We start from the raw sequence: 23908 nt of genomic DNA, 5'->3' as shown, positions 1-23908 counted from the left end.
CATCCTTTCCGATAAAATGTGACAGACATCACAGAACCGTCTATTGCCGGCACGGTACATTGGAAGGAAAAGGGGAATCATCTTGCAAAAACTATTACTTACTGCGCTGCTCGTGAGCGCGGCGCATGCTGCCCATGCGGCCGATGCGGGCAAGATCATCTTCGTTGCCGGCAATGCCAAGGCAGGCGAGGCCTCCGCGCGCGAAGGTGCGCCCGTGGCCGAAGGCCAGATGCTGAGCACCGGTACCGACGGCTTCATCTATGTGAAGACGGTCGACAACGGCCTGTTCATCCTGCGCCCGAATACCAGGGCGCGGATCGTCACCTACCATATCGACCAGAAGAACCCGGCCAACACCCGCATCAAGCTCGAGCTGCTCAGCGGCGTCGCGCGCAGCAAGTCGGGCGAGGCGGTGAAACTGGCGCGCCAGAACTTCCGTTTCAATACCCCGGTGGCGGCGATCGGCGTGCGCGGCACCGACTTTACCGTCTTTACCAATGACGACACCTCGCGCGTGGCCGTGATTTCCGGCGGCGTGGTGGTCAGTGGCTTTACCCCTGGCTGCCGTCCTGATGGCGCCGGCCCGTGCGAGGGCAGCGCGAGCCGTGAACTGAGTGCCGCCCAGCGCGGCCAGCTGGTGCAGGTCCAGCGCGGTCAGGCGGCGCAGGTCTTGCAGAGCAGCCCGCTGTCGCCGGACCAGGTGTCGCCGCCGCGTGGGGACGAGCCGCTGGCCAAGAGTGGCGGGGCCGCGTCGACCCAAGTCAATGCAGGCGTGGAAGCCAGGAAAAATGCCGGCTTGAATCAGGTCATCGAAAAGCTGGTGACAACGGTGCCGCCTGCCCCGGTACCTGTGCCGGTACCGGAGCCGACCCCGCCGGTGGTGACCATGCCGCCGCCTGTGGTCGAGGTGCCGGCCCTGCCCAAGCGGGTTGCGGTCTGGGGACGCTGGCAGCCGCTGCTGGGAAGCCATGCCAATCTCGATTTGGCCGAAGAGCGTAAAAAGAATGAATTATTGGCACTGTCCGGATATTTCGCACTGTTCCGCTCGCCAGGAAAAGATTATGTCGCTCCGAATAACGGGACCGTCGGTTTCGCATTGCGTGGCAGCGAAGCAGTGGTGACAACGGAATATGGCTTCGGAAATACCGTTGCCGCGCCTGCCACTTTATCCAACGGCAGCCTGACGGTTGATTTCGGCAAGCGCAGCTTCAGCACCGGAATGGATGTCACGACCGCGACCGATGTCGTGCGCATCAGCGCCGAAGGCGCGGTGAGGGACGATGGCCGTTTGTTCAGCAATGCGGCCGAGGGGCGTCATGGCATCCTGAATGTGCAGGGCCTGCTCACTAACGAGCGTGGCGGTTCTGCAGCCTATATCTTCGAAGGACGGCTGGACGACAAGCGTACGGTGAACGGCGCCGCAACTTGGCGTTGAGCAGTTCGATCTCTTCGATAAAAACCCCGGCGATGCCGGGGTTTTTCATTCAATGATCATTTTTTTAATAAGCTGGCAGATAAAACAATTACTCCGCTAATACATATGCTGTAACAAGATGTAAGCATAAAGTTATTCCTCGCTAGATAAGTTTTGCCAAGAATTTAACAGAATCTATTCATCACGCGTAATACCCGCCGTATTTGTATAAATTTTGTCGATTTTCAGAAAACTTTCCGGAATTTGTGATGGTCATCACATCTCGAGCGGCAAGGCATCTGTCATGATGCGGCTCGTTGGGCTTACAGATGTGCATCAGCACTCTTGCACTAACTGATTCAACTTTGATCGATCGATCTTTCTTTTTGGAGCTATACATGGCAATCGTCAACACCCACGTCGAAGCAGTTCAGAAGCTGTACGTCGCTTACTTCAACCGTCCAGCTGACCACGCTGGCCTGGATTACTGGACCAACGTCGTCGAAGCCCAGAAGGGTTCGACCACCGCTGTGTCGGCTGCTTTTGCTGCTGAAGCAGAATACAAGACCGCCTACGCTGGCATGACCAACGCACAAGTCGTCAATCAGGTGTACCTGAACCTGTTCGGCCGCGCTGCTGAAACCGCTGGCCAGACCTACTGGGCTGACCTGCTGACCTCGGGCAAGATCACCATCGACAAAGTCGTGGCTGAAATCGCTAAAGGTGCACAGACCACCGATGCAGAGTCGTACGAAAACAAAGTTTCGGGCGCAACCGCGTTCACCGCACAACTGGACACCAAGGCTGAGCAAGACGGCTACCGCGGCGCCGCTGCGAACACGGCTGCTAAGGCATTCATCACCAGCATCACCACCGACGCATCGCTGACCGTTGCTGTCGCTCCTGCCGCCCTGGCTACTACCGTCGGCAACGTTGTCGCCGCTGGCACCCCATTCACCGTCGTTGGCGCCCTGCAGTCCCTCGAAGTTGCTGCCGATGCTAAAGCTGCTTTCCTGGTCACCGCTGACGGCGACGGCAAGGCAACCACCAGCACCACCGACGCCAAGCTGGCAACCGCGGTCACCACTACTGAAGCCGCTGTCGTCAAGCTGCTGGGCACCATCGAAGCTGGCGACGCTGTCGAAACCACCTACACCACCGGTTCGGCTGCTGTCAAAGCTGCTCTGATCGCTGACCAGATCGCTGCCAACACCAAGGCACTGACCGACGCACAAGCTGCTGTCGCTACCAAGGCGGCCGACGTCGCTAAAATTGCTGGCCTGCAAAGCGCCATCAGCACCGCTGCTGCTGCCAAGACCGCTGACGCTAACGCAACCAAGGCTCAAGGCGTTGCTGCTGCTGACCTGGCTGCGAAGCTGGCCTTCTACAATGCAAGCAACACCACCCAGGTGACCGTTGCTGTTGATGGCACCGTAACCATCCCAGGCGTTGCAGAACAGCCAGGTCCTCCGGTCGTTCCTGCTGTTCCAGCCAAGCCTCTGATCGCCCTGAACGAAGCTGGTACTGCACTGGTGCTGGCAACCGGCGTCACTGAGACCACCAATCCAGGCATCACCGCGCTGCTGGCCTCGTCGACCGCTCTGGAAGCCGCGCAAGTCGCCGCAACCAAGGCAACCGCCGCTGCGGTCGCTACGCAGAACACTGTCGATTACATCGACACCAGCGCTGCTGAAAAGATCGACCTGGAAGCTATTCGTGCCAAGATGACTACCGTTGCTGAAGGTAACGTCCCAACTGAAGCCCAGATCGCCGAGCAACTGGCAATCTACAAGGCTACGGATAACGCTAAGTATCTGGAACTCAAAGGACTGGTTGACGCTTTCTACGATCAGACTGCAATCGAAAACCCACTGACCAAGGCCTTGGCTGACGCTGAAGCAGCTGCTTCGACTGCTGCCAAGAACATCGAGAACTTCACCAAGGCACAAGCTGCCCTGGTGAAAGCTCAAGCCCTGGTTGCCGAAGGCAAAGCACTGGACGCAACTGTTGCTGCCGCAACCAAAGTGTTCGGCGACAACGGCTACGCTATCAACAACGTGGTAGATGCTACCGAGTTCGGTTCGTCGAAGTCGGACATCTTCATCGCCGGCGAGGCCAATTCGAGCATTGAGCTGTTCAACCTGCAAGGCGTTGACTCGCTGTTCATCGGTTCCGACTACACCCTAGTCAAAGGCGCCCTGACCACCGGTAACGATGCAGTCCTGGAAGCCTTCGTGACCTCGCTGAACGGCAACACCGTGATCTCGCTGGAAACCTCGAAGTTCGGTTCGAGCGCTGCTGACGCTGAAGTTGTGGTCATCACCCTGGTCGGTGTCGACGCAACCACCATCCAGCTGAACAACGGCATCATCACCTCGGTCGCTCCGACCGTCTAAGTAACCTGCCTGGGCAACCAGGCTGATTACCGAGAACAAAACCCCGCTTTCGCGAGAAGGCGGGGTTTTTACATTCCGACGCAGCTTTGCCACAATTCAGTTGCTACTGTAACAATTAAATGTGACGTGCATCACAAAATTCCTGAATTTTCGGTCATAATATGCGACGATACAATTTCCCGTAAGAAGTACTCAGCGAACTACCAACCGCGCACCTGAGCGCCACGCACCCACACATGACGAAATTCTTAGACGCAAAAACTGAAATCGGCCGTGCCCTGCTCGCGTTCAAGCGCACGTTCTGGACGATCGGTGTCTTCAGCGCCATCATCAACCTGATGATGCTGGTGCCGTCCCTGTACATGCTCCAGGTCTATGACCGGGTGCTGGCTAGCCGCAACGAGATTACGCTGCTGATGCTGACCCTGCTGATGCTCGGGGCCTACCTGTTCATGGGCGGGCTGGAGCTGATCCGTTCCTTCGTGCTGGTGCGCGTCGGCGCGCGCTTCGACATGATGCTCAACAAGCGCGTGTACACGGCGTCGTTCGAGCAGAACCTGAAGCAGGCCGGCGGCAATGCCGGCCAGACCCTGAACGACCTGACCAACCTGCGCCAGTTCCTCACCGGGAACGCCTTATTCGCCTTCTTCGATGCACCGTGGTTCCCGATTTACCTGTTCGTCATCTTCATGTTCGAGCCGTCGCTCGGCCTGTTCGCACTGGGCGGCACGATCGTGCTGGTGATCCTGGCTTATGTGAACGAACGCGTTACCAAGGAGCCGCTGTCCGAGGCCAATACCATGGCCATCTCGGCCAGCACCCTGGCCACCAACAACCTGCGTAACGCCGAAGTGATCGAGTCGATGGGCATGCTGCCCAACCTGATCGGCCGCTGGTTCAAACTGCACGGCAAGTTCCTGAATTTGCAGGCCGATGCCAGCCAAAAGGCAGGCACGATTGGCGCGGTCACCAAGTTCGTCCAGACCGCGCTGCAGTCGCTGGTGCTCGGCTTCGGTGCCTTGCTGGTGCTTGAGAACAAAATTACTCCCGGCATGATGATCGCCGCCTCGATCCTGGTCGGCCGTACGCTGGCGCCGGTGCAGCAGGTGATCGGCGTCTGGAAGAGCTGGTCTAGCACCCGCAGTGCTTACGACCGCCTGACCAAACTGCTGGAAGCGAATCCCCCGCGCCCGGCCGGCATGGCGCTGCCAGCGCCGCAGGGCAAGCTGGTCCTGGAAGGCGTCACCGCCGCGCCGCCGGGTACACGTAATCCGATCGTCAAGAACGTATCCTTCGGCATCGTGCCGGGCGACGTGCTGGGCGTGATCGGCCCGAGCGGATCCGGCAAGTCGACCCTGGCACGTTTGCTGGTCGGTGTCTGGCCGGCAATGATGGGCAAGGTGCGCCTTGATGGCGCCGACATTTACAGCTGGAACAAGGCCGAGCTGGGCCCCTTTATGGGCTACCTTCCCCAGGATATCGAGCTGTTCAGCGGTACCGTGAGCGAAAACATCGCCCGTTTTGGCGAAATTGATTCCGAGAAGGTCGTGCAGGCTGCCAAGCGTGCCGGCGTGCACGACATGATCCTGCATTTCCCGGAAGGCTACGACACCCGCCTGGGTGACGGCGGCGCCGGCCTGTCGGGCGGCCAGAAGCAGCGTCTCGGCCTGGCACGCGCGATGTACGGCGACCCCTCGCTGATCGTGCTGGACGAGCCGAACTCGAACCTCGACGAAGCCGGCGAGGCGGCGCTGACTGCGGCCGTGAACGACCTGCGCCAGCGCGGCAAGACGATTATCCTGATCACTCACCGCCCGAGTGCGATCGGCATCACCACCAAGCTACTCTTGATGCGAGAGGGCACCGTTCACATGTTTGGCCCGACGCAGCAGGTGCTGGCAGCCCTGCAGGAGGCCAATGCCAAAGCGCTGCAGGCGGCGCAGATACAAGCTGCCCAAGCTGCGCAGGCCGCCGCTGCTGGAAAGGCCCAGCATGAAGGCACCCCAGAGGCCCCTGTCACTAGCGGAGAGACCAAATAATGAAGTTGTTGAAGAATGAAACGACAGACGTCGTCACCCACGACGCGACGCCGCTGGAAGTCAACACCGATGCCAGCTCATATAGCCGGCTCGGCTGGATCATCGTCCTGTTCGGTGTTGGCGGTTTCCTGTTGTGGGCGCTGCTGGCCCCGCTGGACAAGGGCGTGCCCCTGAGCGGCACCGTGGCCAAGGAATCGAACCGCCAGGCCGTGCAGCACCAGTCCGGTGGCACCGTGCAGGAACTGCTGGTGCGTAATGGCGACGTCGTCAAGGCCGGCCAGGTGCTGGTGCGCATGAATTCGGTGATGGCCCAGTCGGGCGTCCAAGCGACCGAGAGCCAGTACCTGGCGGCGCTGGCTGCCGAAGCGCGACTGTCTGCCGAGCGCGATGGTCGCAAACAGATCACATTCCCGCCTGAGCTGGAAAAGCGCCGTAACGAGCCGCTCGTGGCCGACCTGATCAGCCTGCAGAACTCGCTGCTGTCGTCGCGCCAGGCCTCGCTGCAAAGCGAGCTGGGCGCGCTGGACGAGAATATCACCGGCCTCAAGCTGCAGATCCGCGGCCTCGAAGAGTCGCGCAACAGCAAGAAGGAGCAGGTCACCTTCCTGAAGGAGCAGCTGGGCGGCATGCGCGACCTGGCCAAGGATGGCTATGTCGCGCGTAACCGCCTGCTCGACCTGGAGCGTACCTATGCGCAGCTGGGCGGCGAAATCTCGGAGGACATCGGCAACATCGGTCGTTCCCAGCGCCAAGTCACCGAGCTGGTGTTGCGTAAATCGCAGCGCATGCAGGACTACCAGAAAGAAGTGCGCACCCAGCTGTCCGATGTCCAGCGCGAGGCCCAGGGCCAGGGTGCCCGCCTGCAGGCGCAAAGCTTCGAACTGTCGAACGTCGAAGTCAAGTCACCGGCCGACGGCACCGTCGTGAACCTGGCAGTCTTTACCAACGGCGGCGTGGTCGCGCCCGGCTTCAAGATGATGGACATCGTGCCGACTAACGACGCGCTGGTCGTCGAAGGCCAGCTGCCGACCAACCTGGTCGACAAGGTACATGCGGGCCTGAAGGTCGAGCTGATGTTCTCGGCATTCAATACCAACCGCACGCCCCATATCGAAGGCGAGGTCGTAAGCGTGGCGGCGGACCGCAACGTCGAGGAGCGCACTGGCATGCCGTACTACGTGGTGCACGTGAAGGTGACCCCGGCTGGCGCCAAGAAGATTGCCGAGAACAAGATGGACATCCGCCCCGGCATGCCGGTGGAGCTGTTTGTCAAGACCGGCGAGCGCACGATGATGAACTACCTGCTCAAGCCGCTCATGGACCGTGCCCAGTCGTCGATGAGCGAGGATTGATATGCACGCATCCATGACAACCCTGCAGGGCAAGGCTAGCTTGCGCGCGATCGTACTAGGTGTGCTGCTGGCTGCTGCTGGCAGCGCTGGCGCGGTCACGCTGCAGCAGGCGTATGACGCTGCCATCAAGCATGATCCGGTCTTCCGCATGCGCTTCTACGAGAACGAGTCGGGCAAGGAAAACCGCATCCTGGGCCGCGCGCAGTTGCTGCCCCAAGTCTCGGCTAACTATTCCTACGGCAAGAATGTGGCTGACCAGGAATACCTGCGCTTGGGAGTAATCCCGACGACCGACCACCCTAAGTACACGAGCCGCTCCGCCGTCGTCCAGCTGCGCCAGCCGCTGCTTAACATAGAGGCCATCGCGCGCTACCGCCAAGGCAAGGTGCAGACCGCCCAGAGCGAAGAGGCCTACGAGGCCGGCATCGACGAGGTCTCGGTGCGCGTGGTCAGCGCCTATCTAGACGTGTTGTTCGCCCAGGACCAGCTCGAACTGGCGCGGGTCCAGCGCGATGCCAATGTCGAGAGCCAGAAAGTCAACCAGCGCCTGTTCGAAAAAGGCGAGGGCACCAAGACGGACATGCTCGAAACCCAAGCCCGGCTCGACCTGGCCGAAGCACAACTGATCGAATCGCAGGACAACCTGGTCGCCACCCGCAACACGCTGCAAGGCGTGATCGGCATGGATCCGGGCGAGCTGGACCGGTTGGGCGATAATTTCCGCCCTCCCGAACTGAACCCGTCTTCGTTCGAGGACTGGCGCAAGCTGGCGCTCGAGCGCAACAACACGCTTGCCGCTTCGCGCTTGGCGGTCGAAAACGCACGCCTGGACATCGGCCGCAATCGCGCCGGTCATTATCCGCGCGTGGATTTCGTCGGGGTCTACAGCAAGAGCGACAGCGAAACGCTTACGACCCTCACCCAGCAGAACACGAACCGCCAGCTTGGCCTGCAGGTGAATATTCCGATCTACCAGGGCGGGGCGATCAACGCGTCCACGCGTCAGGCTGCCGCCGGTTACGGGCGCGCTCAGGCCGAGCTCGATGCGCGCACCAATGAAATCACGGTCGAGTTGCGAAAAGCCCACAGCCTGGTGGCGAGCAGTGCCCGCAAGATAGACGCGCTGATTAAGGCGGTGGACTCGGGCAAGCTCCTGATGACTGCCACCGAGCAATCTATTAAAGGTGGTGTGCGCATCAACCTCGACCTGCTCAATGCCCAGCAACAGTTGTTCACCAGCCAGCGCGACCTGGCGCAGGCCCGCTACTCCTACCTCGTAGGATTGATGCGCCTGCGCGCTGCAGCTGGTACGCTGCAATCCGATTCAGTACGCGAGATCGCGGCCTATTTCCGTTAAACGGCAGCAAGTATCGACCCCACCGATACTTGCTGATCGTCATCGTCGCCCAAGTTCATTTATCTTTCAGGAAATATCTCCTAAAAGCAAGTAACTGCGCACTGTTCAGTAATCTGCGCCGCAGATTTTCGTCCTGTTGTAGGATCGATTTTCCAACCACATGGAGGTCGACATGGCAGACGCTAACACCACCGCGGTACAGAAACTCTATATTTCCTACTTCAGCCGCCCGGCTGACGCCGCGGGTCTTACCTACTGGACAGGCGCCCTGTCCGCGAATCCAAACGCCCTGCAAGAGATGTCGCGCCAGTTCTCGCTGTCGCAGGAATATGTCACGACCTATGCCGGCATGGACAACCGCGCCAAGGTGGCCGAGGTCTACGACAACCTGTTCAGCCGTGCGGCGGAAACCGCAGGCATCGACTACTGGGCCAACCTGCTCAACAACAACCAGATCACCGTCGACAACATGGTGACCCAGATCGCCGCTGGCGCACAGGGCAACGACCGAGTTGCCTTCAACGGCAAAGTAGCCGCCGCCGACGTGTTCACTGCCCGCCTCGATCTGCCGAACGAAAAGACGGCCTACTCGGGCGCGGCAGCAAACAAGATCGCGCTCGACTGGATTGCAGGCATCAAGGACCTGATGACGGGTGCAGCGGCCCAGGACATCGGCGTCGTGGACGGCGTGATCGCGAGGATCGTGGGTAGCGGAACGTCGGGAATCGACGACGCAGGTTTCTTCGTATAAGAACACGCTCGGACCTGGCGTCCGCGCAAACTGAAATATTATTTCAAACGCAGCGTCGCGTTGAAATAATATTTCAGGATTGGTCTGCCGCTGCTGTGCTGTCGGTCGTTGCGTTCGCTGAACGCAGGGCCGGCGTCGCGGACGCGCATGTGCAGTGTGGGCACGATACTTCATACACATAGTCCGGCGACAATTGCTGCCGTGGCGTGACCACGGCGCGGCAAGCGAAGCACTGCACGGTTTCGGTCGGCTCGAGTTTCGGGTTGAGCGCGGTGCGGTAGTCGAACACGAAGCAATCGCCGCTGTAGTGATCGCCGCCGACTTCCTCGAAATACTTCAAAATGCCGCCGTCGAGCTGGAACACGCGGTCGTAGCCGATTTCCTTCATGTGGATGGCCGCCTTTTCGCAGCGGATACCGCCGGTGCAGAAGGTCACGACCGTCTTCCCGGCCAGCTCATCCTTGTGTTTGGCCGCCACTTCCGGGAATTCCGTGAACTTGTCGATGCGGTAGTCGAGCGTGTTGGTAAAGGTGCCGACGTCCACTTCGAAGGCATTGCGCGTTTCCATCATCACCACCGGCACGCCGTCGTCGTCATGGCCCGCATCCAGCCAGCGCTTGAGCGTCTTCGGGTCGACCGATGGCGCGCGGCCGAGTTCCGGCTTGATCAGCGGCATGCGCATCGTGATGATTTCCTTCTTGATCTTCACCAGCATGCGCTTGTGCGACTGCTCGCTGGACAAGCTTTCCTTCCACTCCAGGTCTGCCAGGCGCGCATCGCTGCGTACCCAGGCTAGGTACTGGTCGATATGCTCGCGCGAACCCGACAGGAACATATTGATGCCTTCCGGCGTCAGCAGGACGGTACCCTTCAGCCCGAGCTCGTTGCACAGCGCCTGGTATTGCGGGCGCAGGTCTTCGAGTTGCTCGAGGGTGACGAATTTGTAGGCGGCGATATTGACGAATTGGGCTGCGGAGGACATGGCAGGAGGGCTGATAAAGACAGGCCGATATTATAAGCCAGCCGCGGCCTTTCACGACGGTTGCTGAGGGGAATTGGGCGGGATTGGCATTACAATACGTGGTTTTGTACAACAAGGCGGGCTATGAAGGCCGGGCCGTATACCACCAGCACTTAAGCCGAATTTCCTTTCATTGCCAGCCTATGAACGTCGTTCCCGCGAAGGCGGGAACCCAATTTTGCATGCGTTTCGATAACGCGACGAGAACTTGGATCCCCGCCTGCGCGGGGATGACGTGCGAGGGGCAACTAAATAACCGGCATTGGGGCACTTCAAGCAGGACTCACCATGCACTCGCTGAACATCCAGTACAACCCGCGCATCGACCAGCTGCGCTGGCTTGCCGCTACCCTGGTCTTCCTGTTCCATTTCCACCTCGAATACCGCGGCCTCGGCGGCGCCGGACTGTCCGGCCCGTGGTGGGCGCTGGTCACGGAAGGGCATACCGGCGTCGGCCTGTTCTTCACGCTGTCGGGCTTCCTGTTCATGCAGATCGCGCTGCACCAGCAGCACATCGTCTACCGCGATTTCCTGCGCAACCGCCTGTTGCGCATCGTCCCGCTCTACCTCGTGATCTTCCTGCTGGCGACCTCGATCGGCCGCGACAAGTTCGCGCCGCAAGACCTGCTCTACCTGTTCGCCTCGAACCTGGGCCTGGCGCCGACCTCCGGCACGGTGATTACCGGCGCGGCCTGGACCATTTCGCTGGAATTCCTGTTTTATATGGTGTTCCCGTTCCTGGCGCGCTTCACCATGGAGCGCGGCATCGTCTACCTCGGCGGCTGGCTGGTGCTGCTGGCCTTCTTCAAGGTCGCCGCGTACACGGTCAACCCCAACAGCACGCTGATGTATTTCAGCACCTGGGTCGGCCGCTTCGACCAGTTCCTGATCGGCATGGCAGCGGCGATGCTCTATGCGCGCTGGCGTGCGACGCTGGCGCGTTTTGCGCCGCTGTTGCTGGTGGCGGCCGTCGCCCTGGTCATGTGGGACACCGCCTGGATGCACCGCGTCGCCCCCTTCGGCGCCACCCCGAAGTCGGGGTTCTGGGTGTTCTGGTCGATGCTGGAAAGCGCCGGCTGGGCCGCGCTGATCCTGGCCTGGGTTTCGTTCCAGCCGCGCCTGCCCGGCGTCATCGAGCGCGCGCTCAGCCAGGGCGGCAAGATCAGCTTCTCGTTCTATTTGCTGCACATGGCGCTGCTGCACATCGTCGCCACCCGCATCGGCATCGTCAGCCCCACCGGCACGCCTTGGGCCGACGTCGCCATCATGCTGGCATTCGCCTATGGCGCTACCTGGGCGCTGTCGACGCTGTGCTACCACATCGTCGAAGAGCCCTTCCTGCGGATGCGGCGCAGCTACGGCGCCGGGCGGGAACAGCCTGTGCTGGTGAAGTCGGTTGGCTAAGATGTGACATTGCGGAAAGGGTAAGGTTTCCAATATTTAACATATGTTGTAAAAATGCATTCACATTCTGTCTTCAAGGATTTAATGCTGCGTTGAAAGTTGCGGTAAATTAAAATTCGCCCTTTGCTCTTTTGATAAAAAGAGTTTTGCGAATCCTTACCGGTCTTTCTCGATGAACCTGATCCCCCGTAGTGCTGCCTTACTCCTTTCCCTCCTGCTGGCAGGATGCGGAGGTCCCGATACCGTTACCAGCAAGGCCGACCGCTCCGACCTGTCCGGTGTGTCGCTCGGCGCGCCGGGAACGGGCAGGATGGCGGGAGGCGGGGGCTCATCGACCGTACCCACCACCCAGCTGGTGGCGAATCCGGGTTTCGAGGGCAGCTCCGGCTGGCAGGCCACGGCCGACGTGCTGACGATGGACCCCGAATTCTCGTTCCAGGGCACTGGCTTCGCCTACCTGGCCGGCTATAACAATGCGAACGACGTGCTGTACCAGGACGTCGCCATCCCGGCCGGCGCCACCTCGGCGATCCTGCGCTACTGGTATGGCGTGACGGCCAGCGACGCGGCCAACCTGGCCCCGGGCGGCGACAAGATGACGGTGGAAGCCGTCGATCCGGCCACCGGACGCGTGCTGGCGGCGCTGGCCGTGCACAGCAACGCCGTGCTGAACACCTCGTGGACCCAGAGCCAGGAGATCGAGCTCGCCGCTTACCAGGGCAAGACCATCCGCCTGCGTTTCACCGGCACCAGCGATGCGGCGGGCGTCAGCCATATCCTGCTGGACGACGTGACCCTGACCGCGGCCGTGCCGGCCGGCCCCGCGCCCGCACCCACACCTGCACCCGGCGCGGCGCAGTCCATGACGTTCCCGACCAACCGCAGCGCCTACCGCATCGATTTGTCGGTCAATGGCCAGATCCTGATCGTGGACAGCGCGGGCCGCACCCAGTCGCCGATCGCCGGCACCAAGCGCCTCAATTTCCTGGATTCGACCGTGGCGCTGGACCTCGACGGCGTGCCCGGCCAGGTCTACCGCATCTACCAGGCCGCCTTCAACCGGCAGCCCGACATGGAAGGCCTGGGCTACTGGATCGACCTGGCCGAGCGCGCACCGCTGTCGCTGGACGCGGTGGCCGGCGGCTTCGTCGGCAGCACCGAGTTCCGCGACCGCTACGGCAGCCTGGACAACAAGGCCTTCGTCGAACGCGTCTACCAGAACGTGCTGCACCGCCTGCCCGATGCGGCCGGCCTGGGCTTCTTCGTCGGCCACCTGGATTCGCGCGCGATGACGCGCACTGCGGTCATGACCTCGTTCTCGGAATCGAAGGAGAACAAGGACCAGGTGCTGCCGCTGATCCAGCGCGGCATCGCCTACAAGCTGCCCGCCGCCTCGTGCAAGGCCGGCGAAGTGCTGGCCAATAACACCTGCGTGGCCAAGCTGGCCGTGGTGTCGATGGACCCGCCGAATGGCGCGACCAATGTCGCCACGCTGACGCGCCTGATGGCCGCCTTCAATGCGCCGCTGGCGGCCGTCTCCCATCTCAACAACGGCAAGATCACGATCTCGCCGGCGCTGCCGGGGCGCATGGAGCAGGTGAGCGGCAACGTGTGGAGCTATGGCTGGCCGCAGGGACAGGCCGAAAGCCTGCAACTGCGCCCGGGCACCCGCTATACCATCACCCTGCAACAGGGCCTGCAGGCCGCATCCGGCGCCACGCTCGATGCGCCGGTCACCTGGTCGTTCACGACCGGTGCCACCTGTTCGACCGGCACGCTGCAGAACGGCGTATGCGTGGCGCCGCCGACCAGTTGCCCCTCGGGCCAGGTGCTGAGCAATGGCGCCTGCGTACCGTCGAGTGGGACGCCGAACCCGACGCCAACCCCGAACCCGACCCCGTCGCCACCATACACCGGCCCGGCGCCGAGCGGCTGCCCGTATCCGCTGACCGTCGTGGGCAACGTCTGCACCAAGGGCAGCACCCCGGCGAACTACCTGAATATCGTGTCCACCAGCCCCGCCTACGGCACCGTGCTGCGCAGCGCCCCGGCCTTCGGCGCCGGCGTGGCCCGCACCGTGTCGATCACCTTCGACAAGGACGTCAATCCGGCCACCGTGGGCTCGACCGCTTTCGTCGTGAGGAACGAGTCGATGGGACGGCAGTTCCAGGGCACGATCGCGGTGTCGGGACGCACCGTGAGCTTCACCACGACCTCGACCACCGGATTCCCGCCGGACAGCTACACCATCACGCTGAACAGCCAGATCAAGGATACCGGCGGCCGTTCGCTGCCGGTGCCCTCGCTGACCGTGTATTTCGGGGTGCGGGGCGACCTGACCGTGTATCCGCAACCGGGCATCGTCGACGTCCCGCCCGAATCGCCGGTCTCGGTCGTGTTCAACGAAGGTATTTCGGTCGATCCGAATTCGATCAACGCGAACACGATGAAAGTGGTCAACCTGAACAACAACGCCCAGGTGACCGGCAGGTTCGAGATCCGTCCGGACCAGGTTCGTTTCCGTCCCGATATGATGGCCTCGTACACCTGGTACGAAGTCACCTTGACCACGGGCGTGCGTTCGGCCAGCGGCACGCCGTTGTCGGGCGAATTCAAGTGGAGTTTCCGGACCTCGGCGGCCCCGTTCGTGCCGTATCCGGACCCGACGCCGTCGCCCAATCCGACGCCGACCCCGACGCCGACGCCAACGCCGACGCCCACCCCGACGCCGACTCCGCCGCCACCGTCGGGCGGAGTGCCCGACAAGGACGGCTGCTATATCCCGCAGCGTAATCCGTCCTGCCTGGCGCACACTGCAAAATTGGAAAACGGCCGGTACACGGTCACCTACACCAACAATTGCCAGGCGCATGTGTTCGCACGGTTCTGTAACAAGCGGGCCACCGGCACCAACGACTGTGGCGCGGCAGGCATCGACAAGGGCAAGACGCAGACGTGGTCGACCACGAACGGGTCCAACGGCACCTTCCAGTTCACCGGTTCGTCCATCCCGAACAAGGACTTTGTCTGCTCGGACAAGGATCCGGCGATGGTCAAGTACAAGCAGGATTACCCGGAAGGCTGATGTCGTAGGGTGGGCGGGTCCTCCCGCCCGCGCGTTCAAATCACGTCAATCTGGACACGCCGTGGTTCGCCCCCGTTCGTTGAACGCGTGGTCGGCAGAGCCGACCACCCTACGATGCTTAAATGCAACGGCTTCCTCGCCAGCCGAGCGCCCCGACGGGGTAAAATGTCGGCATGACTTCCCCGACTTTTACCCACCTCCGCATCCACTCCGAATACTCGATCGTCGACGGCCTGGTCCGTATTGACGACCTGGTCGGGGCGGCTGCGAAGGACAAGCAGCCGGCGCTGGCCGTGACCGACCTGGCCAACATGTTCTGCCTGGTGCGCTTCTACAAGGCGGCGCGCGGGAAGGGGATCAAGCCGATCGTCGGCGTCGACGCCTGGATCACCAACGACGACAACCGCGACAAGCCTTCGCGCCTGCTGATCCTGGCCAAGAACCACACCGGCTACCTGCAGCTGTGCGACCTGCTCTCGAAAGCCTGGCTCACCAACCAGTGGAAGGGCCGCGCCGAGATCCGCGCCGAGTGGCTGGAGGCCCTGGCCACCAGCACCTCTGTCCTCGAACCCGACGCACCGCAGGACAATGCGCTGATCGTGCTGTCCGGCGCGGGCTTCGGCGACATTGGCCAGGCGATCGACCAGGGCGACATCGTGCGCGCCGAACGCGCCGCCGAGCGCTGGGCCACCATGTTCCCGGGCCACTTCTACATCGAGATCCAGCGCGCCGGCCAGCCGAACCAGGAACAGCAGGTGCGCCATTCGGTGGCGCTGGCTTCTCGCCTGGGCCTGCCGGTGGTGGCGACCCACCCGGTGCAGTTCATCAGCAAGGACGAATTCATCGCCCACGAGGCGCGCACCTGTATCGCCGAAGGCGAGATGCTGGCCAACGCCAAGCGCGTGCGCCGCTTCAACGAAGAGATGTGCTTCAAGTCGCAGGACGAGATGGCGGCCCTGTTCGCCGACTTGCCGGGCGCGCTCGCCAATTCGGTGGAAATCGCCAAGCGCTGCAACGTGACCCTCACACTGGGCAAGCCGCAGCTGCCGGACTTCCCGACGCCCGACGGCATGAGCATCGGCGACTTCCTGATCGCCGAGACCAAAAAGGGCCTGGAAGAACGCCTGGTCCAGCTATACCCCGATCCGGCCAAGCGCGAGGCGGAGCGTGCGCGCTACGAGGCGCGCCTGGAGTTCGAGAACAACACCATCATCAACATGAAGTTCCCGGGCTACTTCCTGATCGTGGCGGAGTTCATCCAGTGGGGCAAGAACAACGGCGTGCCGATCGGCCCGGGCCGCGGCTCGGGTGCGGGCTCGCTGGTGGCGTATGCGCTGAAGATCACCGACCTCGATCCGCTGAAATACAACCTGCTGTTCGAGCGTTTCCTGAACCCTGAGCGCGTCTCGATGCCCGACTTCGACATCGACTTCTGCCAGGAAAAGCGCGAACTGGTCATCCAGCACGTCAAGGACCTGTACGGCCGCGACGCGGTCTCGCAGATCGCCACCTTCGGTACCATGGCCGCGAAAGGCGCGATCCGCGACGTCGGCCGCGTGCTCGATTTCGGCTACAACTTCTGCGACGGCATCTCGAAACTCATCCCATTCAAGCCGGGCAAGCAGGTGTCGATCGCCGAGGCGATCGAAGAAGAACCGCTGCTCAAGGAACGCCTGGAAAACGAGGAAGAGGTCAAGCAGCTGCTGGACCTGGCGCAGCAGGTCGAGGGCATCACCCGCAACATCGGCATGCACGCGGGTGGCGTCCTGATCGCGCCGGGCAAGCTCACCGATTTCTGCCCGCTGTATTCGCAAAGCGGCGACACCGGCGTGGTCTCGCAATACGACAAGGACGACGTGGAGGCCGTCGGCCTGGTCAAGTTCGACTTCTTGGGTCTGACCACGCTGACCATCCTGGACCGCGCGGTGAACTATATCCGCGCGCTCGATCCGGTGGACGCCGGCTTCAACTTAGAAACCCTGCCGCTGAACGACCGGCCCTCGTACAAGCTGCTGTCGGATGCGAAGACCGTCGCGATCTTCCAGCTGGAGTCGCGCGGCATGCAGGGCATGCTGAAAGACGCGCGTCCCGACCGCTTCGAGGACATCATTGCGCTGGTCGCGCTCTACCGTCCGGGCCCGATGGACCTGATTCCCGACTTCTGCAAGCGCAAGCACGGCGAGAAGTTCGATTACCCGGACCCGCGCACCGAGTCGATCCTGTCCGAGACCTACGGCATCATGGTCTACCAGGAGCAGGTCATGCAGATGGCGCAGATCGTCGGCGGCTATTCGCTGGGCGGCGCCGACATGCTGCGCCGCGCGATGGGCAAGAAGAAGGCCGAAGAGATGGCCGAGCACCGCGAGATCTTCCGCGCCGGCGCCGCCAAGGACGGCTTGAGCACCGCCAAGGCCGACGAGATCTTCGACTTGATGGAGAAGTTCGCGGGCTACGGCTTCAACAAGTCGCACGCGGCCGCCTACGCGCTGCTGTCCTATCACACCGCATATTTGAAGGTGCACCACACCGCCGCGTTCATGGCGGCCAACATGTCGGCGATGGAAGACACCGACAAGATCAAGATCCTGGTCGAGGACGCGCTGGACGTCTGCAAGCTCACGCTGCTGCCGCCGGACGTCAACGAATCGCAGTTCCGCTTCACGCCGGAAGGCCAGCCGAAGTCGGTCACCGGCAAGCAGGTCACCAATATCCGCTACGGCCTGGGCGGCGTGAAGGGTGCGGGGCAGGGCGCGATCGAAGCGATCATCGCCGCGCGCCTTGATGGAAAATTCAAGGACCTGTTCGACTTCTGCCTGCGCGTGGACCGCAAGCAGATCAACCGCCGCACCATCGAATCCCTGATTCGCGCCGGCGCCATGGACTGCTTCGGCGTCGACCGCGCGATTTTGCTGGCCTCGGTAGGCTTCGCCATGGAGGCGGCCGGCCAGGCCGCGGCCGCCGCCAACCAGGTCAGCCTGTTCGGCGGCGACGATTCCGACCTGGTGGCCCCGCCGGAATACGTGAAAGCCACGCCCTGGACCGACCGCCAGAAGCTGGCCGAAGAAAAGATCGCGCTCGGCTACTACCTGTCGGGCCACATGTTCGACTCGTACGCGGGCGAAGTGCGGCGCTTTGCCAAGACCAAGCTGAAAGACCTGGAGCCCTCGCGCGACCCGCGCATGCTGTGCGGCGTGATCACCGGCGTGCGCACCCAGATGACCCAGCGTGGCAAGCTCCTGATCGTGTCGCTCGACGACAAGACCGGCGTGGTCGAAGTCACCGTGTACAGCGAGCTGCTGGAGCAGAACAAGAACATCTTCAAGGAAGACGAGTTCCTGCTGGTGGTCGGCAAGGTCTCGGAAGACCGCTTCAACGGCGGCCTGCGCATCACCGCCGAAAAAGCCTACGACATCGCCGCGGCCCGCATCCAGTATGGCTTCAAGCTGGAGATGGATGTGGATACGAACCTGAACCTGGCCAAGCTGGCCGAGGTGCTGCAGCCGCACCGCCAGCAGGACGGCATGCCGGTCAGCCTGCGCATCAAGCCGCAGGGGATCGAGGCCGTGTTGCAACTGGGCGATGAGTGGCGCGTGGCGCCGTCCGATACGCTCAAGCAGCAGCTGGAGCTGGTGGTGGGGGCGAAGGATGTGGCGGTGGAGTACTGATTTTTTCCTGACCGCGCTTCGTGAGCTTTGCTCCGCCGCGCCTCGTAGGGTGGGCAAGTTCCTTGCCCACGCGTTCAACTAAAGCTCGCGTTTCGAATACTCCGCAGCAGGTTGAACGCGTGGGCAGAATCTGCCCACCCTACGAGATAGCTCGAAGCCGGGGTAGGAGGCTGACGACCAGCAGCCACCACAGCAGCGCCTGCAGGCCGATGGCCAGCGAGATCCATTTGTGGGTGCCGCGTACCCAGCGTTGCAAGCGTCGAACCTCCATCGTCAGCGCAGCAGGGGTGTCGTGTCCGCGATGTGCACGTCATGCATCTGATGCAGGTAGGCTTCCAGATAGCCCTTGTGCGAGGCGCCGACGATGACGAGCATGCGGATGCCGGGCCGGGCGCCCAGGACTTCGCGGATATTCGCCGCCATGCGCAGGTTGCGGGTCTCCCAGTAGCCGACGTAGTCGCGGCCGAATTGCTGGGGCGACGGCTCTTCGAGCGCCGCGCCGAAATCGCTGTCGAAGGTCAGCTTTGCCTGGCCCGGCGCATTGTTGGCGCGGTACAGCGCCAGTATGTCTTCCGGTGTGCCGAGCCGCGCCCGCAGCGCGTCGTCGCTGCGCCTGTGCTGCGCGGTTGCGGGGTTGTCCCAGGCCTTCATCATCGCTTCGCCCGCCGCTTTCTTGTCTGGGCTTTCGCTGTCCGCGGTATGGTCGTCCATTGGGTAGACCCGCTCATGGCCCAAGCGCGCCGCCAGGTGGGCGGCGATCAGGTAGCTTTCGTTGCGCTGGCTGGCCTGCTTGTTCAGGCGTTCGACCAGTGCCGCGTCGAGCCCGTCGCCGGCGCGGCGCTCGGCTTCCGGCAGGCGCAGCCACTGCACCAGGGCCGAAGCGCGCTCGCCTCCGGCCAGGAACACGGCCGCCAGCCGGCGGCGCTGCGACGGGGAGGGCGCTGCCGGCCAGGCAGCCAGCAGGCGCTCCGCCTCTGCCGTGGCCGCGGGAACGTCCAGCCCGGTGGCCGCCTTGGCCGGCGCCGGGTCCCAGCAATACGACTTGACCGTGTCCTGGTAGCGCTGCGGATGGCGGCGCAGGAAATCGCACTGGGCTCCCGACAGGTCTTCGACGGCGATCGCCTGCGGGCGCCAGCCGGCCAGCCGCTCGTTCAGCAGGCGCAGGTTGGCGGGGTCGAAGGACGGCGGCAGGTTGGACAGGTGCGGCGAGCCCAGTACCAGTACCTCGTTCGCCGGTCCCGCGGCCGGGCCTTTCAGCGCGGCGGGATTGAACCCGGGCTGGTAGCCCTGCGCAGCAGCTGCGCTGGAGACGACTGCGGCGACGAGCATGGCGATCAATTGGCGCACCGGGGACTCTCTTTCTGTTGTTGGTTTGACGATAGTCCGATACTTCCACGCAGGCAGGAGAGGGTCAATGCGCCGCGCATGCCACGAATCGGCTCAGCGTGGGGCGGCGAAATCCTCGCCCACATGCTCGCGCAGCCCGCGCGCCGCCTGCGTGGTCTTGTTCGCAGCGCGCTCCAGCACCAGCTGGCGGTTACTCGATTCCTCGTCGCGCTTGGCCTCGCGGTGCCACAGGTGCAGCACTTCGGTCGCGAAGGCGCCGTCCTTGCGCAGCACGCCGGCATGGAACAGGCGCACCACCAGGTCCGAATCCTCGTGGCCCCAGCCGACGAAACTCTCGTCGAAGCCGTTGACCTTGTTCAGGTCCGCGCGCCACACCGCCAGGTTGCAGCTCTTGATGCGGCGCCAGCTGAAGCTGCGCCGCTCGCGCCCGGCGTCCGGCAAGTGGAACAGCAGCTGCAGCACCTTGTTCATGTCGCCGCGCAGGCGGTAGCGCAGCTTGTCCGCCAATCCCATCGCCGGCAGGTCGATGTGTTCCGCCAGCGCCTTCTGCGTCAGCGCGGCGCTGAGCAGGATGCGGCTGCCCGACACCAGGAAGCCCGGCCGCGCAAGCAGCCGGTGGCGCGAGACGAAGTCGCGTTGCGGGATGCAGTCGCCGTCGAGGAAGATGATATAGTCGCCGGTTGCCGCCAGCGTGCCGCGGTTGCGCGCCATCGCGGCGCGAAAGCCGTCGTCGGGCTGCCACACGTGTTTCAGGGGCACCGGCGCCCGCGCACGCAGGCGGTCGAGGGTCTCCCGCGTGTTGGCAGTGGAGCCGTCATCAGCGATAATGATTTCGAAATTCCTGTCGTCCTGCATGAAGCAGGCTTCCACGACCGCCGCCAGGGCGTCCGGGCGGTTATAGGTGGTGATGACGACAGAAATGGTTTGGTCTTGCTGCATGGGTATCCGCTCAGGTCACAAATTATTCAAGCACTCAGGGTCGGCAAGATTATCCTACAAGAACATGAATGAACAATAATCAGACGAAAATCGGGGTACCGATGCAGCGCTGGGTCGGTTTCCTGGTTTTCCTGTTCCCTTTCCTCAGCCTCATCACCCCTTCCGGTATCGGCTTCAGCAGCCTCGTTTTCCTGCTCACCGCGCTCTGCGTGCCGCGCCAGGCGTGGGCCGCGCTGGCGCCGCACTGGCGCGACATTCGCTGGGTGGTGGTGGCATTCGGCTTCAATTTGCTGTTTGCGCTCGTGTGCGTACTGGCGCGCCCGGAAGCGCGCCTTGAATACCTCGATAATCCCTCGCGCATGCTGTTTGGCCTGAGCGCGGCCGCCCTGGTGGTGCTGGCGCGCCCGCCGCGTGCCACGCTGTGGTCGGGCGTGGTGCTGGGCGCGGCCTGCGCGCTGCCCTTCGTAGGCTACCAGCGCATCGTGCTCGGCATCGACCGGCCCGGCGGCTGGCTCAACGCCATCACCTTCGGCGACATCGCCCTGTGCCTGGCGCTGGTGGCGCTGGCCGCGGCCATCGACTACCGCCACAGCACCCGCAAGGCCATCCTGCCGGCGCTCGGCGCCGTGGCCGGGCTGGCAGGCACCGTCATGACCGGCACCCGCGGCGGCTGGATCGCCCTGGCGCTGGCCGCCATCCTGTTCCTCACCTACGCGCACCTGCTGCGCAGCCGGCGCGTGCGCCTGCTGCTGGTCGGCAGCTTCGCCCTGTTCGCCTCCACCTTCTTCATCCCGGCGGCCGGGGTGCAGGCGCGGGTCGGGCAGGGCATCGATGACGTGCGCACCTGGCTCGACGGCGGCAGCGCGTTTACCAATGTCGGCGTGCGCCTGGAGCTGTGGAAGGCCGCCGGCTACCTGATCGAGGAGCGCCCGCTGTTCGGGCGCGACCCGGAGGCGGTGCGCGCCGGATTGCGCCAGCTGGCCTCGGAGGGCAAGATCCAGGACGTGATCCTGCCGGCCGAGCACCTGCACAATGACGCCCTGCAGGCGCTGGCCACCGGCGGCATATTCGGCCTGCTGGCCTGGATCGGCATCCTGGCCATGCCTTTTGCCTTCTTTGCGCGCGTGCTCGGGCGCGAGGCGCAGATGGACAAGCCACAGTTTGCGCCGGCCCTCGCGGGCATGCTGGTGGTGCTCAGTTACTTCAGCTTCGGCCTGACCGAAGTGATCTTCTGGTCTTTGAAGGGCAGCATGTTCTATACGCTGATGGTGTTCCTGCTCATGGGCTTCTGCCTGAACGTGAAAGACGGATCGGATAAACCAATTGGAAAATAAAGTAATCGTCAAACGCCTGCTGGCGATCGTCAAGCCTTACCAGACGCGCTCCTGGCTGGCGCTGCTGTCGATGGCGCTCACCGCCGCCACCCAGCCCTTGCTGGGCTGGGCGCTACAACTGCTGATCGACCTCGGCTTCAAGGACAAGGTGCCGTTCAGCCTGTGGTGGATTCCGGGCGTGCTGGTGTCGATCTTCGTGTTGCGCGGCATCGGCACCTTCTCCACGGCCTACCTGAACAACTGGGTCACCAGCCGCGTGCTCAACGACCTGCGCGCGATGGTGTTTGACCGCGTGCTGCGCCTGCCGGTAGCGCGCTTCCACGAAGAGTCGACCGGCAAGATCATCAACACCGTGGTGGGCGACGTGCGCCAGGTGGTGGACATGCTGCAGTCGGTGTTCGTGGCCTGCGTGCGCGACACCCTGGTCGTGATCGGCCTGCTGGCAACGCTGCTTTACCTGAACTGGAAACTGACCCTGGTGGCAATCGTCGTGATCCCGCTGACCGCCGTCATCGTGCGCACCACCACCGGGCGCCTGCGCCGCTTGAACCGCGACAACCAGCGCGTGACCGCCGAGATGACGCAAGTGGTCGAGGAAGCCACCCGCGGCCACCAGGTGATCCGCGTGTTCTCTGGCGAACGCTACGAGCGCGCGCGTTTCCATGCGCGCAGTGAAGCCCTGCGCGGTTTCTCGCAGCGCATGACGGTGGCCTTTGCCGCCACCACGCCGATTACCCAGATCGCCACCGCGATGGCGCTGTCGCTGGTGATCGTGCTGGCGATCCAGGCCGACATGACCCAGGGCCAGTTCGTCCAGTTCGTCACGATGATGCTGATGCTGCTTACGCCACTGAAGTCGCTGGCAGAGGTGAACGGCCCGATGCAGCGCGGGATCGCGGCGGCCGAGACGGTATTCGGCCTGATCGATGCCCCGGCCGAAGTCGACACCGGCACCCGCGAGCTGGGGCGGGCCCAGGGCCACCTGCGTTTCGAGAACGTCTCGTTCCGCTACCCTAACGCGATGAACCTGGCGCTGAACGACGTGACGCTCGAGGTAAAGCCCGGGCAAACCGTGGCGCTGGTCGGCATCTCCGGCGGCGGCAAGTCGACCTTCGTCAACCTCGTCACGCGCTTCTACGATCCGCAAGAGGGACGCCTGACCCTGGACGGCGTGCCCTACCAGGACATCCGCCTGGCCAGCCTGCGCGGCCAGCTGGCGATGGTGAGCCAGAACGTGGTGCTGTTCGACGACACGCTGGCGGCGAACATCGCCTACGGCTTCGAGACCATCGACTACGAACGGTTGGCTGCGGCAGTGAAGGCGGCGCACCTCACAAGCGTGGTGGCCAAGCTGGAAGAGGGCGTGGACACGCGCATCGGCGAAAACGGCATGCGCCTGTCCGGCGGCCAGCGCCAGCGCGTGGCGATCGCGCGCGCAATCTACAAGGATGCGCCAATCCTGATCCTGGACGAAGCGACTTCCGCGCTCGACAACGAATCCGAGCGCGCCGTGCAGGCTGCCCTGGAAACGCTGATGGCAGGCCGCACCACGATCGTGATCGCGCACCGCCTGTCGACCATCGAACGGGCGGACCGCATCGTGGTGATGGAGCACGGACGGATCGTCGAGCAGGGCACGCATGCCGAGCTGCTCGATGCGAATGGGATGTATGCGAATTTGTATCGACTTCAATTCGTGGCCGAATCGTAGGGTCGGCGGGTTCCCCGCCCGCGCGTTCAAATTACGGTGCTTCCGCCCGCGCGGTTATTCATGCCCCAACTATCACCGCGTGGGCGGGAAGAC

14 protein-coding genes are annotated in these 23908 nt (G+C 63.1%); 11 read left to right on the top strand and 3 right to left on the bottom strand.

All coding sequences use genetic code 11. The features are described from left to right. Positions 1-82: 82 nt before the first annotated feature. The 6 genes from HGB41_RS07950 (at position 83) to HGB41_RS07925 (ending at position 9309) form a co-directional block, all read left to right on the top strand. Positions 83-1435, top strand: coding sequence for a FecR family protein (locus tag HGB41_RS07950; protein WP_171082918.1), 1353 nt, complete (start codon positions 83-85; stop codon positions 1433-1435). 377 nt (positions 1436-1812) lie between these two features. After that, a complete protein-coding gene (locus HGB41_RS07945) occupies positions 1813-3810 on the top strand; it encodes a DUF4214 domain-containing protein (protein ID WP_171082916.1) in 1998 nt (665 codons plus the stop codon). Between the two features lie 236 nt (positions 3811-4046). Continuing rightward, complete coding sequence (locus HGB41_RS07940) at positions 4047-5849, top strand: type I secretion system permease/ATPase (protein ID WP_171082914.1); 1803 nt, start codon at positions 4047-4049, stop codon at positions 5847-5849. After that, positions 5849-7201: an HlyD family type I secretion periplasmic adaptor subunit gene (locus tag HGB41_RS07935; protein ID WP_171082912.1), complete on the top strand. Its 1353-nt coding sequence runs from the start codon at positions 5849-5851 to the stop codon at positions 7199-7201. Before HGB41_RS07940 ends, HGB41_RS07935 begins: the two co-directional genes overlap by 1 nt. A gap of 13 nt (positions 7202-7214) precedes the next feature. Beyond that, positions 7215-8558 carry a TolC family outer membrane protein gene (locus HGB41_RS07930; RefSeq protein ID WP_171082910.1) on the top strand — a complete coding sequence of 448 codons (1344 nt, stop codon included), beginning with the start codon at positions 7215-7217 and terminating at the stop codon, positions 8556-8558. Between the two features lie 172 nt (positions 8559-8730). Continuing rightward, on the top strand, positions 8731-9309 hold the full coding sequence (locus HGB41_RS07925; RefSeq protein ID WP_171082907.1) for a DUF4214 domain-containing protein: 579 nt from the start codon (positions 8731-8733) through the stop codon (positions 9307-9309). A 73-nt stretch (positions 9310-9382) separates the two neighbouring features. Here the strand turns inward: HGB41_RS07925 and HGB41_RS07920 are convergent, their stop codons facing one another. Beyond that, positions 9383-10291 (bottom strand): sulfurtransferase, encoded by a 909-nt coding sequence (locus tag HGB41_RS07920; RefSeq protein WP_229422900.1) that lies wholly within the window; start codon positions 10289-10291, stop codon positions 9383-9385. Between the two features lie 327 nt (positions 10292-10618). Here HGB41_RS07920 and HGB41_RS07915 point away from each other — a divergent pair, with 327 nt between their 5' ends. The 3 genes from HGB41_RS07915 to dnaE all read left to right on the top strand — a co-directional run bounded on the left by HGB41_RS07915 (position 10619) and on the right by dnaE (position 18484). Next, positions 10619-11734: an acyltransferase family protein gene (locus HGB41_RS07915; RefSeq protein ID WP_171082905.1), complete on the top strand. Its 1116-nt coding sequence runs from the start codon at positions 10619-10621 to the stop codon at positions 11732-11734. A gap of 172 nt (positions 11735-11906) precedes the next feature. Further along, the gene (locus HGB41_RS07910; RefSeq protein ID WP_171082902.1) at positions 11907-14819 is read left to right on the top strand and encodes an Ig-like domain-containing protein; all 2913 of its coding nucleotides are present in this window, start codon (positions 11907-11909) and stop codon (positions 14817-14819) included. Positions 14820-14992: 173 nt separating this feature from the next. Next, positions 14993-18484: a DNA polymerase III subunit alpha gene (gene dnaE, locus HGB41_RS07905; protein ID WP_171082900.1), complete on the top strand. Its 3492-nt coding sequence runs from the start codon at positions 14993-14995 to the stop codon at positions 18482-18484. A 273-nt stretch (positions 18485-18757) separates the two neighbouring features. Here the strand turns inward: dnaE and HGB41_RS07900 are convergent, their stop codons facing one another. Together HGB41_RS07900 and HGB41_RS07895 are read right to left on the bottom strand one after the other, a co-directional pair. Then, entirely contained in the window at positions 18758-19831 is a 1074-nt protein-coding gene (locus tag HGB41_RS07900; protein WP_371868480.1) for a DUF5694 domain-containing protein, read from the bottom strand. Positions 19832-19924: 93 nt separating this feature from the next. Next, positions 19925-20770, bottom strand: coding sequence for a glycosyltransferase family 2 protein (locus HGB41_RS07895; protein ID WP_171082898.1), 846 nt, complete (start codon positions 20768-20770; stop codon positions 19925-19927). Positions 20771-20838: 68 nt separating this feature from the next. Here HGB41_RS07895 and HGB41_RS07890 point away from each other — a divergent pair, with 68 nt between their 5' ends. Both HGB41_RS07890 and msbA read left to right on the top strand, forming a co-directional pair. Next, positions 20839-22104: an O-antigen ligase family protein gene (locus HGB41_RS07890; protein WP_171082896.1), complete on the top strand. Its 1266-nt coding sequence runs from the start codon at positions 20839-20841 to the stop codon at positions 22102-22104. Continuing rightward, positions 22094-23815: a lipid A export permease/ATP-binding protein MsbA gene (msbA, locus tag HGB41_RS07885; RefSeq protein ID WP_171082894.1), complete on the top strand. Its 1722-nt coding sequence runs from the start codon at positions 22094-22096 to the stop codon at positions 23813-23815. The genes HGB41_RS07890 and msbA overlap by 11 nt, the downstream gene beginning before the upstream one ends. Positions 23816-23908 lie beyond the last annotated feature (93 nt).

Origin of the sequence: Telluria aromaticivorans (assembly GCF_013003915.1) — a bacterium.
Classification (GTDB): Bacteria; Pseudomonadota; Gammaproteobacteria; order Burkholderiales; family Burkholderiaceae_D; genus Telluria; species Telluria aromaticivorans.
Note: the sequence above shows the minus strand (reverse complement) of the source record. Positions and strands in the feature narration are given on the sequence as shown.

Bases quoted from the DNA above. Each gene is read 5' to 3' on its own strand.
- HGB41_RS07945 (WP_171082916.1), top strand. From the start codon at position 1,813: ATGGCAATCGTCAACACCCACGTCGAAGCAGTTCAGAAGCTGTACGTC.
- HGB41_RS07940 (WP_171082914.1), top strand. From the start codon at position 4,047: ATGACGAAATTCTTAGACGCAAAAACTGAAATCGGCCGTGCCCTGCTC.
- HGB41_RS07935 (WP_171082912.1), top strand. From the start codon at position 5,849: ATGAAGTTGTTGAAGAATGAAACGACAGACGTCGTCACCCACGACGCG.
- HGB41_RS07930 (WP_171082910.1), top strand. From the start codon at position 7,215: ATGACAACCCTGCAGGGCAAGGCTAGCTTGCGCGCGATCGTACTAGGT.
- HGB41_RS07925 (WP_171082907.1), top strand. From the start codon at position 8,731: ATGGCAGACGCTAACACCACCGCGGTACAGAAACTCTATATTTCCTAC.
- HGB41_RS07920 (WP_229422900.1), bottom strand. From the start codon at position 10,291: ATGTCCTCCGCAGCCCAATTCGTCAATATCGCCGCCTACAAATTCGTC.
- HGB41_RS07915 (WP_171082905.1), top strand. From the start codon at position 10,619: ATGCACTCGCTGAACATCCAGTACAACCCGCGCATCGACCAGCTGCGC.
- HGB41_RS07910 (WP_171082902.1), top strand. From the start codon at position 11,907: ATGAACCTGATCCCCCGTAGTGCTGCCTTACTCCTTTCCCTCCTGCTG.
- dnaE (WP_171082900.1), top strand. From the start codon at position 14,993: ATGACTTCCCCGACTTTTACCCACCTCCGCATCCACTCCGAATACTCG.
- HGB41_RS07895 (WP_171082898.1), bottom strand. From the start codon at position 20,770: ATGCAGCAAGACCAAACCATTTCTGTCGTCATCACCACCTATAACCGC.
- HGB41_RS07890 (WP_171082896.1), top strand. From the start codon at position 20,839: ATGAACAATAATCAGACGAAAATCGGGGTACCGATGCAGCGCTGGGTC.